This is a genomic window from Myxococcus guangdongensis (assembly GCF_024198255.1).
Lineage (GTDB): Bacteria > Myxococcota > Myxococcia > Myxococcales > Myxococcaceae > Myxococcus > Myxococcus guangdongensis.
This window is the reverse complement of record NZ_JAJVKW010000002.1, coordinates 704,237-717,899: the sequence shown is the minus strand read 5'-3', so window position 1 is coordinate 717,899 and position 13,663 is coordinate 704,237. Positions and strand designations below refer to the sequence as shown.

Annotated in this window: 10 protein-coding genes; 4 read left to right on the top strand and 6 right to left on the bottom strand. The window is 69.1% G+C overall.

The annotated features are described in order from the left end of the window. The first annotated feature begins 15 nt into the window (after positions 1 to 15). The gene (locus LXT21_RS07740; RefSeq protein ID WP_254037438.1) at positions 16 to 774 is read left to right on the top strand and encodes a hypothetical protein; all 759 of its coding nucleotides are present in this window, start codon (positions 16 to 18) and stop codon (positions 772 to 774) included. Continuing rightward, complete coding sequence (locus tag LXT21_RS07735) at positions 774 to 1,586, top strand: hypothetical protein (protein ID WP_254037437.1); 813 nt, start codon at positions 774 to 776, stop codon at positions 1,584 to 1,586. Before LXT21_RS07740 ends, LXT21_RS07735 begins: the two co-directional genes overlap by 1 nt. Positions 1,587 to 1,601: 15 nt before the next feature. Here LXT21_RS07735 and LXT21_RS07730 read toward each other — a convergent pair whose 3' ends face one another. Next, the gene (locus tag LXT21_RS07730; RefSeq protein WP_254037436.1) at positions 1,602 to 2,534 is read right to left on the bottom strand and encodes a serine/threonine-protein kinase; all 933 of its coding nucleotides are present in this window, start codon (positions 2,532 to 2,534) and stop codon (positions 1,602 to 1,604) included. A 3-nt stretch (positions 2,535 to 2,537) separates the two neighbouring features. Continuing rightward, complete coding sequence (locus LXT21_RS07725; protein WP_254037435.1) at positions 2,538 to 3,332, bottom strand: TIGR02266 family protein; 795 nt, start codon at positions 3,330 to 3,332, stop codon at positions 2,538 to 2,540. A gap of 220 nt (positions 3,333 to 3,552) precedes the next feature. Here LXT21_RS07725 and cglD point away from each other — a divergent pair, with 220 nt between their 5' ends. Next, positions 3,553 to 6,933, top strand: coding sequence for an adventurous gliding motility lipoprotein CglD (gene cglD / locus LXT21_RS07720; protein WP_254037773.1), 3,381 nt, complete (start codon positions 3,553 to 3,555; stop codon positions 6,931 to 6,933). Positions 6,934 to 7,044: 111 nt separating this feature from the next. Here the strand turns inward: cglD and LXT21_RS07715 are convergent, their stop codons facing one another. Then, on the bottom strand, positions 7,045 to 8,799 hold the full coding sequence (locus LXT21_RS07715; RefSeq protein ID WP_254037434.1) for a M14 family zinc carboxypeptidase: 1,755 nt from the start codon (positions 8,797 to 8,799) through the stop codon (positions 7,045 to 7,047). A 31-nt stretch (positions 8,800 to 8,830) separates the two neighbouring features. Then, positions 8,831 to 9,766 (bottom strand): MBL fold metallo-hydrolase, encoded by a 936-nt coding sequence (locus tag LXT21_RS07710; RefSeq protein ID WP_254037433.1) that lies wholly within the window; start codon positions 9,764 to 9,766, stop codon positions 8,831 to 8,833. 209 nt (positions 9,767 to 9,975) lie between these two features. On the opposite strand from LXT21_RS07710, the gene LXT21_RS07705 reads away from it, so the two are divergent. Then, a complete protein-coding gene (locus LXT21_RS07705) occupies positions 9,976 to 10,926 on the top strand; it encodes an alpha/beta fold hydrolase (protein WP_254037432.1) in 951 nt (316 codons plus the stop codon). A gap of 12 nt (positions 10,927 to 10,938) precedes the next feature. Here LXT21_RS07705 and LXT21_RS07700 read toward each other — a convergent pair whose 3' ends face one another. Both LXT21_RS07700 and LXT21_RS07695 read right to left on the bottom strand, forming a co-directional pair. Next, a complete protein-coding gene (locus tag LXT21_RS07700; protein ID WP_254037431.1) occupies positions 10,939 to 11,895 on the bottom strand; it encodes a hypothetical protein in 957 nt (318 codons plus the stop codon). Positions 11,896 to 12,959: 1,064 nt separating this feature from the next. Then, positions 12,960 to 13,175: a hypothetical protein gene (locus LXT21_RS07695; protein ID WP_254037430.1), complete on the bottom strand. Its 216-nt coding sequence runs from the start codon at positions 13,173 to 13,175 to the stop codon at positions 12,960 to 12,962. Positions 13,176 to 13,663 lie beyond the last annotated feature (488 nt).

Below are 13,663 nucleotides of genomic sequence, written 5' to 3'. Positions count from 1 at the left end.
ATGGGGGTGAGACAGATGAGCGCGTCGAAAGACCTCCTCGAGGATGCCGGCGTCGAGGTGCGTTTCGAGACGGTCACGGGCGGCATGCACGTCGCCTGGGTCGAAGTGGAGCACACGAGTGGGGCTGACTACTTCAAGGACTCGCTCGGCCGTCCCTGGGTGCGCAAGGTCGACATGGGCTGGCAGGAACTGCTGGCGGAGCTCGTTGGCTGGTCCCTGGGCAACGCGCTGGGGGTTCCGCAGCCTCACGGGGCTTTCTTCAAGGGACCGGGCGCCGAGGTGGGGTGGCTCAGCACGCTGATTGCCTCACCGCTTCACTGGAATGGTGCGCACGCGCACTTCGTCAAGAACCTGGATGGACTCGGAGCCATGCTCACGCTCGATGCGCTCATCCACAACCACGACCGCCATGCGAAGAACATCCTCCTGACCTCGATGGGGGATGAGCTGGACGTCTGGGCGTGGGCCATCGACGCTGGGGCCTCGCTGGTGGGCTATCCCCAGGACTTCTCCGATGCGGGCCTGTCGATTCCAGAAAAGCCCAATCTGGCCCGAGGCCTTCCTGTAGGGCTGCTGGAGGTCGGTGCCTACAAGGCCGCGAAGAGGGCAGCCGAGCTGGCGGGCTCCGTCCTGTTGCGGCAATGCGTCCAGCAAAGCTGCATGCTTGTCGGGGAGTCGGGCAGCGACCTACTGTTCTCAGCGCTCTCCAGGCGCATGGAGCAGGCCACACAGCTCGTCGAGCGCTACATCCAGGTGGTTGGAGCAATCCGGTGATGACTCGCATCCGTCTCGTACATTACGTGCCGGACCCCTTCTCGGGGGCGAAGGTCACCATTGGTGCGCTCGTGGAGAGCGGAGCCCGGGTAGAGTTCGCGCGCTCCCCGTGGCTGCCTGCGCCCGGCTGTATCGGCGGACGCAAGTCGCACTTCGCGATGCTGGCCATCCTCGATGCGCTGGCCAGTCCCTCGCGCTTCGACCTCCCCTCTGGAGAGGTCAGCCCGCTGGCGCGGCTTGGAGAGGAGCTTCTCCTGCCCCGGGAGGTGACGAATCCTCGCGCCTGGGTAGAGAAGCATCTGCTTCCCCAGAAGCCCGCGAACGAGACCGATGCCCGGGAGAGCGTGCCACGAGGACCTCATCGGGACACGTTGGGGCAGCGCTTCCTCGAGCAGTGGCAGGTGGGCCAGTTCGTCCAGCGGCGCTACTCACCCAGCTTCCTGCCGAGTACGCACGCGAAAGCGGCCCATGAGATTTCGCAGTTCGTCGAGGGGCGACAGGACCTCCTGTTGATGGAGCCCATCGTCGGGACTCGCTCGCAGCTCGAGGAGGACCTTCGAGACATCAGCCAGGAGTTCCTCGCCTTCCGCGAGCTGTTCCGGAGCGCGAATCTGGACAAGCGCCCCCTGTTCATCGCCTACGTGATGACGCGAGGCCATCAGGCCGCTGTCGGCGTCGCGGAGCAGGTGCTCTCGAAGGCCGCGGATTGGGTCATCAACGTGGATGACACCGTCCAGCGTGAGCGCTTCCTCAAGCGAATCGTCGACGTGGGACGCTCGGGGACGCCGCAGGGAACGCTGCCCTTGCAGTAACAGGGCGCTGAGCCCTCAGGCCCCCGGGCCCATGAGCCCGCGCACCACGGCGGCCACGGCCAACGGCGTGGCCACGCGGTCATCCGTCAGCGAGGACAACGCCCGCGCGAACTGCTCCGCGGAGCCGAACCTCTGCGCGGGGTGGGGCGCCAGCGCCCGGTCCAACACCAACGCGAGCGCGTCCGACACCTCCGGCACGTGCAACCGCACGGGCTTCACCCGTGCGCCCCGGATGGCGGACTCCACTTCCTCTCCCGGCCCGGAGGGGAAGGGCGACTCCAGCGACAAGAGCTCGTACAGCAGCACCGCCGTCGCCCACAGGTCCACCGCCACGGACACCTCGCCCGCGAGCAGCTCCGGCGAGCGGTAGTGCTGCTTGCCCAGCCGCCGGGCGTCCAACGTCATCCCCGCCCGCGAGCGCGCCACGCCGAAGTCCGCCAGCTTCACCTCCCCCGTGCGCGACAGCAGCACGTTGTGCGGCGACACGTCACAGTGCACCACCCCCAGCGGGCGCCCCGTGGTGCTCGTCGCCTGGTGCGCGTGCGCCAGCGCCTCCAGGACCTGTCGGACGATGAGCACCGAGATGTCGATGGGCAGCTCGATGCGCCGCTTGCGGCACTGCGCCAGCACCCGCCCCAGGTCCGGCCCCTCCACCAACTCCAGCGCCAGATAGCCGCCGTCGCGCAGCTCCCCATACTCGACGAAGCCGACGATGTGCGGATGGCGCAGGCACCTGGCGAGCTCCGCCTCGTGGAGCAACTGCTCGTGCGCCTCGTCGTCATGCGCGCGCTCGGGGCGCACGCGCTTGAGGGCCACGTGCTCTCCTTCCCGGGGGCCCTCCTTCACCCGCGCCAGGAACACCTCCGCCATCCCGCCGCGCCCCAGGCGCGACAGCAACTCGAAGCGACCACAGTCGCGAGGCCAGCGCTCTTCTCCCCCCACGTCCATGACCTATCCCGCCCCGCCCACCAGGCTCGCCAGATAGCCGTCGAGCGTCCGCGAGAAGGTGGCGTCGTCACTCAGGAACGCGAGCCCCACGCCGCCGTTGTACGGGTCATCCACCACGTGCACCACCACCGCCTCGCCCTGCAGGTGCTCGCCGTTGGGCAACGTCACGTCCACCGTGACGACGCTGTCGGGAGGAGGCCGGTGTGCGGTGCGCACGAACAGCCCGCCGTTGGAGATGTTCAGCGCATGCTCTCGCACGAAGTCCAGCTCCGTGCGGAACGCCAGCTCCAGCCGCACCGCGAAGCGCCGTCCCCGCCGCTGCGGGCTTCCCGGCGGCGCTGCGGGCACCTTGCGCGGGTCCTCCTCCGACGTCGCGACAGGCCCAGGCCCGGACGGCGCCGCCGCCGGCTCGGCGGTGGGCTCTGGCCGCGTCGCCAGCGTGCTCACGTGCTGCGCCAGCGTGCGCGCCGCGCTGGCGCGCTCCTCGCCGTCGAAGGTGCGCCCCTTCGCGAAGGTGGTGTTGCGGAACGCATCCCGCTCCGCCTTGGGCAGACGCCACAGCTCCACGAACGTCCCGCCGCTCTTCTTCACCTCGTCCGCGAGCTGCTCGACGGACGCGCGCGGATAGCCCGGCGCTTCCACCTTGAGCTCCACGCCGGCCTGCTCGGCCTGCATCGCCACGACGAGCTGCATCGATTGCGCGGTAGGCAACAATCTGCCCAAGTCCTCCACCACCGCCGCCGCGCGCTCGGGCGAGGCCCTTCCATTCCACAACGCCGCGAGACCGAAGACAGGCACGAAAGAGACGATAACCGACGCCTCCCAGGGTGCGAACACTGTTCGCAAACAGCCACGCGGCAATCCGCCCATGACGGTGAACAGAGAGCATACGAAGAGCGACGGTAAACTCGTACGCGGGGGAATAGACGCTGCCCAGAGGGCCCTACTCTTCATAGACTCGGGGTTCCCCCTGGCTCATCCATAACCCCCCCCGGAGCCAGGGCCCTGGAGTCGAATGATGCGCAAGCCCCTCACCCGGCTCATCGCCTGCGTGCTCGTGTCAGCTTCGTTGCTGGCCGGCTGCGGCGGGTCGGACCCCGACCCCAAGCCTCCGGATGACACGGAAGACGGAGGACCGAACAACCCAGACAGTGGCTCGGACGGTGGTGTCCTCCCGCCAGAAGACGCGGGAGTTGAGCCCGACCCCGACCCCGACCCGGGTCGTGTGCCCACGGATGTGAATGACACGAAGAACCCGAACAAGGACTCCGACTGCGATGGCCTGACGGACGCGGAGGAGTTCGCCAATGTCTATCCCGGTGGGTTGAAGACGGACCCGGGTCTTCGTGACACCGACGGCGACGGAATCCGTGACGGCGTGGAGGTTGGCCGCACCAGCAGCGTGGACCCCAACTGCTCCTTCCGCGCGGACCTTGATCCGGACTCGCGCACCTCACCCGTCAAGGCGGACACGGACGGCGACGGAATCCCGGACGGCCTGGAGGACACCAACCGCAATGGTCGCCGCGACCCGGGTGAGACCGACCCCAACGCCATCGACTCGGATGGCGACGGCATCCCCGACGGCGTGGAGGACGCGAACAAGAACGGCTCGGTGAGCCCCGGCGAGACGGACCCGCGCAAGCGCGACACCGACGGCGACGGCCTCTCGGACGGGTTGGAAATCCAGATGGGCACGGATCCACTCAACCCGGACACGGACGGCGACTCGTGCGCGGACGGCGACGAGGACCGCAACCGCAACGGCGTGGTGGACCCCGGCGAGACGGACCCCAAGGTGCGCGACTGCGCCGCCTCCATCCCCGACGCGGACTTCGACGGCATCCCGGACGCGGTGGAGATCGCCACCGGCACGGACCCGAACAAGGCGGACACGGACGGTGACGGCATCCCGGACGGCGTGGAGGATGAGAACAAGAACGGCCGGGTGGACGCGAACGAGACCGACCCGCGCCTGACGGACACGGACTGCGACGGCCTGCAGGACGGCCCGGGCCGCGACGGCTTCCTCGGCGAGGACACCAACGGCAACGGCAAGGTGGACGGCAACGAGACCGACCCCACCAACCCGGACACGGACGGCGACGGCCTGCGCGACGGCCTGGAGCGCGGCGTGACGACGGCCAACGCGCCCCGCAAGAACTGTGGCTACTCCGGCGACACGGACCCCACCACCACCACCAGCCCCACCAACCCGGACTCGGACGGTGACGGCATCGCCGACGGCGCCGAGGACGCGAACCAGAACGGCCGCGTGGACGCGGGCGAACTGGACCCGAACAACCCGGCGGACGGCGCGCCGAACACCCCCGCGGGCCAGGCGTGCCGCGCGTCGAACCTGCGCCCGGTGACCTTCAAGGAGGAGAACGGCGCGGACATCCGGCTCGCGCTGCCGGCCACCTTCAAGGACGCCAACATCACCAACATCACGGTGGCGGGCTCCACGGTGGGCGTCATCGGCTGGGACGACACCCGGCAGGTGACGGTGATTGCGTACAAGCGCGGTCAGGCGGGTGGCTCCACCACGCCCACGGGCGACGAGGCCTCCATCCGGGGCGCCTCGTTCAACACGGCGACGCGCGACGTGTCGCAGACGTTCAACACCTGGGACGGCTACGCCGCGCTGTCGGCGCGCTACGCCCTGGCGGGCACGCAGGACCTCAAGGCCCTCACCAACACGCTGGTGCGCTCGATGGTGCCCAACAGCACCGGCTCGCTCGCGGGCACGGCGGGCATCACTGGTCCGTTCACCCTGCAGGGCCAGTACGTCCACCGCTCCAACGACAGCGTGTTGGTGGTGCTCGCCATCACCCCCACGTCCCGTTACAACGAGGCCGGCAGCCTGTTCACGCTGACGGACACGGCGGGTGGCTCGTCGCTGGCGCAGTTCGGTGACGCGGACGCGGTGCAGTGCGAGCTGTTCACCTCGCGCGCCGCGGTGGTGGACTTCATCTTCGTGGTGGACGACTCCGGCTCCATGGCCAGCAGCCAGCAGTCGCTGGCGAACGCGGCCACGGCCGTGGCGAACAAGCTGGGCAACTCCACGCTGGACTGGCGTCTGGCGATGGTGACCACCAGCTACACCTCCACGAACAACAACCACACCAACCGCAACGTGGTGCGTGGCTTCACCACGAACATCAACCAGTTCCGCGCGTGGCTGACGGAGAACAGCGCCTGCTCCGGCGGTTCATGCAGCGGAGTCACGGAGGCCACGACCTGCGCGGCCAACACGGACTGCTGGGTGCGCACCAACGGCAGCGCTGACGAGAAGTCGATGGACGCGGCGCGCGCGGCCATCAACGGGCCCATGGCGCCGTCGACCACCAGCTCCGAGCCGGCGCGCATCCGAGCGGGCGCCAAGGTGGTGGTCGTCATCCTGACGGACACGCACGACTACTCCACCGACTCCATCGCGACGTTCGAGCAGTACTTCAAGGGCACGGGCACCACGCCGGCCACGAAGAACCCGCTGGGTCAGACCATCCAGGTCCACGGCATCATCTGCCCGCCGGAGCTGGCCACCAATGACACCTCCACCTGGTGTCAGAACCAGGAGGACCCCCGCAACCCGAAGCACCTGGACATCATCCAGGCGACCGGCGGCGTGGTGGGCTCCATCCGCAACGCGGGCTCCATCACCACGACCATCAACGGCATCATCGACAGCGTCATCGCGTCGGTGGGTCACCGCACGCAGCAGCCGCCCATCGGCGCCTCGGTGAAGGTGTCCGTGGGCGCGGTGGCCAACCCCACCACGTGCCCCACGCCGGCGGACCTGCCGCGCAGCCGCACCCACGGCTTCGACGTGGACGGCATCAACCGCACGCTGTCGTTCTTCGGTGGCTGCCGCCCGCTGGCGGACAACACCCAGGCCGCGGTGTCCTACCGCTACTGGAGCGACCGCACGACGAACCCCAACGGCGTGCCGCCCCCGTGCCGCAATGACCCGTACTACGACGCGACCGAGGCCGACTACTGCGACGGCAAGCTGTCGTGCAACCGCACCACGGACAAGTGCGAGTGCCCGTCGGACTGCGGTGGTGGCGGCGCCTCGGGCCAGGTCTGCAACACGGACCCGGCGGTGTGCTCCTTCACGTGCGCGCCGGACTGCGGTGGCACGTGCGGCACGTACGAGTCGTGCAACACGGCGACGTGCAGTTGCTCGTGCGTCCAGACGGCCACGTGCGCGGCGGGCTACAAGTTCGACCCGAACGTGTGCGCCTGCGCGTGTGACACGGCGACGCTGAACTGCGGCCCCACCGCGCAGCCGGACGCGGCGTCCTGCTCGTGCGCGTGCAAGGCGGACTGCGGCGGCTGCCCGTCGAACACGGTGTGCAACCCGAGCCTCTGCGCCTGCGAGGGCGTCATCGGCTGATGCATCCCTTTGCGCGCGTCGGCCCTCGTCGTGAGGCGGGGGCCGGCGTGGGGACGGGCTGAAGCAGCACAGCGGCCCCGGTGGCTCAATCGCCGCCGGGGCCGTCGTGTTTCAGCGCGAGGCCGAGGGCGCGGCGGCGGTGCGCACCACGGGGTAGACGCGCAGCTGCGTGTCGCGGGCGGGGTGGCGCTCGTAGAAGAAGCGCAGGCGGGCGCGCGGGTCCTTGGCGAAGGCCGGGTCCTTGAGCTTCGCGTCCCACTCGGCCTTCACGGTGGCGTCCTTGGCCAGCAGCTCCCGGGCGAAGGGCTCCAGCACGTAGTCCTCGATGTACTCCTTCTGCTCGAAGTGGGCGTTGAAGAAGCCCCACGCGAGCAGCGAGTCGGCGCCCGAGGGCTCGAACAGGTGCGCCACCAGCGCCACGCCGGGCTGCGCGGCGGGCACGTACAGCGAGCCCGCGGGGAGCTCCTTCGACTGCTTCTCCCACGCGCCCTTGACCGACAGCGTCTGGCGTCCCTCGTTGGACTGCGCGCCCCACTTCAGCTCGGTGGCGCGGAAGACCTCCACGTCGGTGGCGGGCGTGGGGCGCGTCAGGCGCTGGAAGGTGAGGCCATGGGTGGTGAGCTTGTCGGCCACCCAGGCCGCGTGGGCCGGGGGCACCACGTAGCCGCCCGAGGGCACGGCCACGGTGAGCGCCGGCTCCACGGTGTCGAAGTAGGGCACGTTCCACACCTGCGGCTTCGTGTCGTCGTAGCGGACCCATGTCTGGCCGGAGACCTCGGATGGGCCGCGCTCGTAGGCGTAGCCCTTGAACGGGATGACGCGGCTCTTCGCCGTGCTCTTCCACGCGAGCACCACGTCGCGCACCTTGCCGGCCTGGGCCTCGGCGTCGGCCGCCTTCACGGCCTTGAGCAGCGCTGCTCCGTCACGAGCGACCAGGCGCAACAGCCCCGCGACGACGTCTCGCGTGGCCTTCACGCGCACGGCGTAGGGCTTCCATGAGTGCGTCTCCACCAGCACGCCGAAGCGGTGGTGCGCGGCGGCGTAGGCGTGGCTGAAGCGCGGGGTGGGGACGCCGTAGGCGAAGCCGGAGGCCGGGTCGTCGTCCTCGAGGAAGGACGGGTAGAACTCGAGCGGCTGGTGGCCCTCCTTCTCCAGCTCCTGGAAGAGCTCCTCGCGCAGCTTCACGCCGAGGGTCCGCAGGGGCTGGGGTCCCGACTGCTGCGGCTCGATGCCGACGGAGACGTCGGGCTGGAACTTGGCGCCGTCGGTGACGTGCAGGTCCGCGTACACGAGCGCGTCCCACGTGTTGAGGTAGCGCAGCAGGGCCACCATCTCCGGGGCCTCGGCCTTGACGTAGTCGCGGTTGAGGTTGAGGTTCGACGCGGTGGCGCGCCAGCCCATCTCCTCGGGGCCCACCTGGTTGGGGCGGTGGTTGGGGGCGAAGCGCTCGTGACCGTCCACGTTGAAGACGGGGACGAAGACGGCGGTGACGCCCTTGAGCACGCCGGGCAGCGTCTTGCCGGAGAGCAGGTCGCGCAGCAGCGCGAAGCCCGCGTCCTTGCCGTCGATTTCGCCCGCGTGGATGCCGCCCTGGAAGAAGACGACGGGGCGCATCTTCTTCGCGTTGGCGGCGGGGGTGAGGGTGCCGTCCGCGCTGGCGACGAGCGCGAGCATGGGCCGCCCCTCGGGCGTGGTGCCGAAGGTGTCGCAGCGCACCTTGCCGGGGTAGGCCTTGGGGAAGGCGCGGCAGAGCGCCTCCACCTCGGGGTAGCGGCCGGTGCGGACCCAGCCGCTCTGCTCGGACACGGTGGTGAGGGGTTGGGGCGCCTGGGTGAGCGCCAGGGACAAGGCGGTGGCGAGGAGCATGGGCTTTCCACAGCACAGGCTCCGGTGTGATTCAACCGGCGCGCACGGTGAGCGTTCCTCCCACCGGCAGCACGTGCAGGTCCTCGCGCGGCCAGCCCCGGCGGTTCCACTCGGTGTCCAGGCGGCGGGGCGGCTCGTCGAGCGGCTCATCGGTGAGCTTGAAGGTGCCCCAGTGCATCGCGAGGAAGCGCTTCGCGCCGAGCGCCGCGTAGGCGCGCGCCGCGTCCTCGGGGTTCATGTGCTGGCGGCTCATGAACCACTCCGGGTCGTACGCGCCGATGGGCAAGAGCGCGGCGTCGAGCCCGGGGAAGCGCTGGCCGATGTCGGCGAAGCCCTCGAACCAGGCGGTGTCGCCCGAGTGGTAGATGCGCGCGCTGGAGCCCTCCACGACGAAGCCGCCCCAGAGCATCTGGTTGGCGTCGTTGAGGCCGCGGCGGCTCCAGTGCTGGGCGGGGACGAAGTGCACGGTGACGGGGCCCACCTTCGTGGACTGCCACCAGTTCAGCTCGGTGACGCCCAGGCGGGTGCCCTTGAACACGGGGGCGTGGCCCAGGCCGGTGACGATGGGCGCGCCCACGTCGATGAGCGTGGGCAGGTCCAGGTGGTCGTAGTGGTTGTGGGAGACGAGGCTCGCGGCGATGGGCGGCAGCTTGTCGATGGGGACGCCGGGCGGGACGTTGCGGCGGATGACCACGTTGATGGCGTCGCGCAGCACGGGGTCGATGAGGAGCGACAGGCCGTCCAACTGGACGAGCCAGCTGGCGTGGCCCAGCCAGGTCAGCCGCGCGCCTTCACCGGGAGCCGGAGGCGTGTGGAGCAGGGCGAGGTCTGGCTCCACGCGAGGCACGGGGGCGTGGTCGGGGGACTTGCGGCGACGGCCAGCGAGCTTGTCGGCGACTGCCCACTTGAAGACGGTGCCGAACGGCTGGGGGCCGCTGCCATCCAGGTTCTTGAAGCGCGTCGTCATGGCGGGGTTCCTCGGGAGCAGGGGCGGTGGCGCCCCTCGAGGCTCTCATGCTCGCGGGTGGGTGGGGGCGCAAGGGGAATGATATGGGGCTCGAGTGGGAGTGTGCGGCGTCAGGACAGCGCGCGACGGGAGGCAGGCACGTCCGAGCGCCCGCGCGCATCAACCCGGGCCTCGGTCCCGAGGCGGCAGCGAACCCAGGAGGAGTCGACATGAGCGACATCACGCATCGCACGCTGGAGACGAACGGCATCCACCTTCACGTCGCGGAGGCGGGGACGGGGCCGCTGGTGTTGCTGCTGCATGGGTGGCCGGAGTCCTGGTACTCGTGGCGGCACCAGCTCATCGCGCTCGCGGTGGCGGGGTACCACGCTGTTGCTCCCGACATCCGAGGCTATGGGCAGAGCGACAAGCCCGCGGCCGTCGAGGCGTACAGCATGAAGCAGCTGGTCGCCGACGCGGTGGGGCTGCTCGACGCGCTGGGCGAGGAGCGCGCGGTGGTGGTGGGCAACGACTGGGGCTCCGCGATGGCGTGGACATGCGCGGCGCTGCATCCGGAGCGCTTCCGCGCGGTGGTCGGGATGAGTGTGCCGCACCTGGGGCGCACGCCGATGCCCCCGACGCAGCTCTTCCAGGGGGCGTTCGCGGGGAAGTGGTTCTACATCCTGTACTTCCAGGAGCCGGGCGTCGCGGAGGCGGAGCTGGAGGCGGACGTGCCCAGGACGATGCGCACGATTCTCGCGGGGGAGCCGGGGTTCGACCTGGGCGCGGGGGTCGTGCGCGCGAAGAAGCCCGGAGATGGCTTCCTCACGCCGCCTCCGGTGTCGTTGCCGGCGTGGCTCTCGGAGGAGGACGTCGCGTACTTCGCGGGAGAGTTCGAGCGGAGTGGTTTCCGAGGGGGATTGAATCGCTATCGGAACATGGACCGCGACTGGGAGGAGCTGCCCGAGCTCGCGACGGCGCGCATCGAGCAGCCCGCGTTGTTCATCACCGGGGAGAAGGACCCGGGGCGCCTGCTGGCGCCGCTCGAGCCGATGAAGGCGCTGGTGCCGGGGTTGAAGGAGGTGCGGGTCATCCCGGAGGCGGGGCACTGGGCGCCGCAGGAGCGGCCCGCGGAGGTGAACGCGGCGTTGCTGTCGTTCCTGTCGAAGCTGCCCGCGTGACGAGGGCGCGGCTCAGCTGAAGACGGTGGACAGGTGGAGGGGGCCGGCCGGGACGCCGACGTCTCGGCCGACGGGGCTGTCGGAGGGCGTCTGCCAGGCGTTGGCTTGCGTCACGGTGGCGCCGCCGGTGGCCTGGTTGGAGATGGACATGTTGCCCTGGTGGCCGGCGGGGGAGATCTGGCTGGTGTCGTAGCCGCTCCAGCCGGTGGCGGCGTGGCCGAAGGAGGCCTCGCCCCAGGTCTGTCCGTAGTTGGCGCTGGGGTTCGCGGTGCCGTCCTTGGAGACGCACCAGGCGACGCTGGTGTTGGTGTCGAAGGCGACGAGCTGGGATTGGCCGGGCTGGAGGGTGAAGGTCTTGGGCGTGCTCTTGTCGAAGTGCTGGCCGTCGTTGGGGCCGCCGTGCTCGCCGGTCTTGTTCCAGAGGGTGATGGTCTGGGGCTGGTTCGTGCTGTTGGTGAAGGTGTTGGTGTACTTGAACTGGCTCTTCTGGTCGGGCTCGATGAGCTGGAGGTTGCTGTTGTAGGGCGAGCCGACGTTGTTCTTGGCGAGCCACGGCTGGTCGACGGGGGCGGGCTCGGTGGAGCCTGCGGAGGGCGCGCCGAAGCCGGGGCCCGCGTCGCTGGTGTGGTTCGTGCGAGGGGCTTCGGTGGCCTTGGCTGCGAGGCTCGGCGCTGAAGCCTTCTGGGGCGCGAGGCTCGCGGGAGCGGAAGGTGCTTCGCCGCCGAGGGACGCGGGTGCCTGGAGACCGAGGGACTGGAGTTGTTGCGAGAGTCCGCCGAGGAGCTGCGACAGATGGGCCTGGAGCTTCGCGAGGTCGCCTGTCGGGCCTTGCTCGAAGGAGTCGGTCTGGAGCTTGCGCTGGAGGTCATGGCCGGCGCGCGGCGTCGGAGCGGACTGGGGGAGGGCGGCGGTGGGCTCGAGGCAGGACGTGCGCGGGAGGGGCGAGCGGTTCTGGATGGCGATGGACATGTCAGCCTCGGGGGAGTGGAGCGGGCGGTGCGTTGCGCGACCTGTGGGTGTGTTGAGCAGGACCTGTGCCAGGAGCCGGGCCTGCGGGGCGCGCGTGACGTCCCGTGGGAAATCACAGGCTTGGGATGCTCGTGCACGGTGCGGAGTGAGCACCGTGCGATGACGACGGGCATCACCTGATGACTGGGGTCACCAGTCGGGGTGACAGACCCAGGGGCTGGAGGGGCGACGCTGGAAGCAGCGGTAGCCCTCGTCACAGGTGTTGGGATCCTTGGGGTCGCAGGGCTGTTTGCAGGACCAGCCATCGCAGACCTGGGCGTCGGAGCAGGGAGGGAAGCGGTCACCGCAGCGCTGCTCACACTCGGACCAGATGCGGTCGGGCTGCTGTGGCGCGTGGATGACTCGACATGCTTGTCCGTGAGGACATGGGGTGGCCTGGCACAGAGGTCCCAGGACGCGAGCACAGGCGGAGGCTCCTTCTTCGTGCCGGATGCAGTGTTGGCCGTCAGGGCAGGTGCGCTGCTCGCACGTGGGAAGACAGATGGGGGCAGGGAGCGTGTCTGCGCAGAAGAACCCAGGGGCGCAGTCACTCGGAGCTGTGAGTTCGCAGGGCCGTCCGCAGAATCCAGTCCGGCCGCCGCAAATCAGGCCACGGGAGCAAGCCTCTTCAAGAGTGGCTGGAATCTTGATGCAGGGCTCTCCCTCGCCGCGGAGGCCGATGGGGAGACAGTGCCGGACGAACGGCCCATCGCCCTCTGTTGCGAGGACCTGGCAGGTCTGACCGTCCGGGCATTGCGAATCAGCGAAGCACTGGCTGTCGGCGCAGTACTGCGCGTGCGCGCGCGCATCCATGATGCAGCCCAGGGGAGGCTCACAGCCGGAACTGTCACGGCAGTTGCGGTGGTAGGTCCTGAGCTGACCGCGAACTTCCTCGGAGAGAATCGGGCTGACCTGACGGCCGTGAATCGACTCCATGCGTTCGGTGCGCAGCGCGCTCGCGAAGAGGAGGACGAGCGGCAGAGGAAGCATCAGCGCGGCTATCAGGCTCGCGGAAGAGCGCCAGTTCATTCGGGCTCACCACAGTGCTGGACGCACTCGGGGTCGTCCGGTGCCTTGCCGCCGCAATACAGCTCACGCTCCTTGCTGGTGCACGACGTGGGGATGTTCTCCAGCGAGTCCCTGTGCACGGCCCGGTCGACGAGCCCATCGCGTCGATGCACCTCGGGACAGCCCAGCAGGGCGCAGGACAGCGCACAGACCCGGATGGTCGGCCACGTCATCGCTGTCCCCCTAAAGCGAAGGGAATGAGCGCAGTGACTGAATGCTAGTTTTCGAAAGAGGCTTTGCTTGGGGCCAGTTTGCGAGAGTGTGTGAGGGCGGACAGGCGCCGAACACTCGATGCCCTGGGGTGGCCTATTTGGATGGCACGGTTTCGGATATGGGGCTCGAACCGGCGGGTGACTAGCGACTAACGGTGCTTGCTTTCATTCTTGGCCAGCAGAACAGCTCCTATAATCGAAAGAACGTGTCATGGTTCAAGTCGTTGCGGAAACCTCGAGTCTTCATTGCTCCCTCTCGATTCGTACCCACTTCATGAGGATGGTCTTGTCGTTTCAGTGGGGGCGAACTCAACCGTTGCTTGTTTCTGGTGGGAGTACCTCCGGGTTCACGAACTAGAGCGGCGGAGTGGCAGGGCTGCGAGGTGTGGTGCATTCAGGTGGATGTCGCTCGTTTTTGTCGGGCAACGATGATTCCGAGCGCGGATTGA

Excerpts from the sequence above, each read along its gene's own strand:
- LXT21_RS07730 (WP_254037436.1), bottom strand. The coding sequence starts at position 2,534 with ATGGACGTGGGGGGAGAAGAGCGCTGGCCTCGCGACTGTGGTCGCTTC.
- LXT21_RS07715 (WP_254037434.1), bottom strand. The coding sequence starts at position 8,799 with ATGCTCCTCGCCACCGCCTTGTCCCTGGCGCTCACCCAGGCGCCCCAA.
- LXT21_RS07705 (WP_254037432.1), top strand. The coding sequence starts at position 9,976 with ATGAGCGACATCACGCATCGCACGCTGGAGACGAACGGCATCCACCTT.
- LXT21_RS07695 (WP_254037430.1), bottom strand. The coding sequence starts at position 13,175 with ATGACGTGGCCGACCATCCGGGTCTGTGCGCTGTCCTGCGCCCTGCTG.
- LXT21_RS07700 (WP_254037431.1), bottom strand. The coding sequence starts at position 11,895 with ATGTCCATCGCCATCCAGAACCGCTCGCCCCTCCCGCGCACGTCCTGC.
- LXT21_RS07740 (WP_254037438.1), top strand. The coding sequence starts at position 16 with ATGAGCGCGTCGAAAGACCTCCTCGAGGATGCCGGCGTCGAGGTGCGT.
- LXT21_RS07735 (WP_254037437.1), top strand. The coding sequence starts at position 774 with ATGACTCGCATCCGTCTCGTACATTACGTGCCGGACCCCTTCTCGGGG.
- cglD (WP_254037773.1), top strand. The coding sequence starts at position 3,553 with ATGCGCAAGCCCCTCACCCGGCTCATCGCCTGCGTGCTCGTGTCAGCT.
- LXT21_RS07710 (WP_254037433.1), bottom strand. The coding sequence starts at position 9,766 with ATGACGACGCGCTTCAAGAACCTGGATGGCAGCGGCCCCCAGCCGTTC.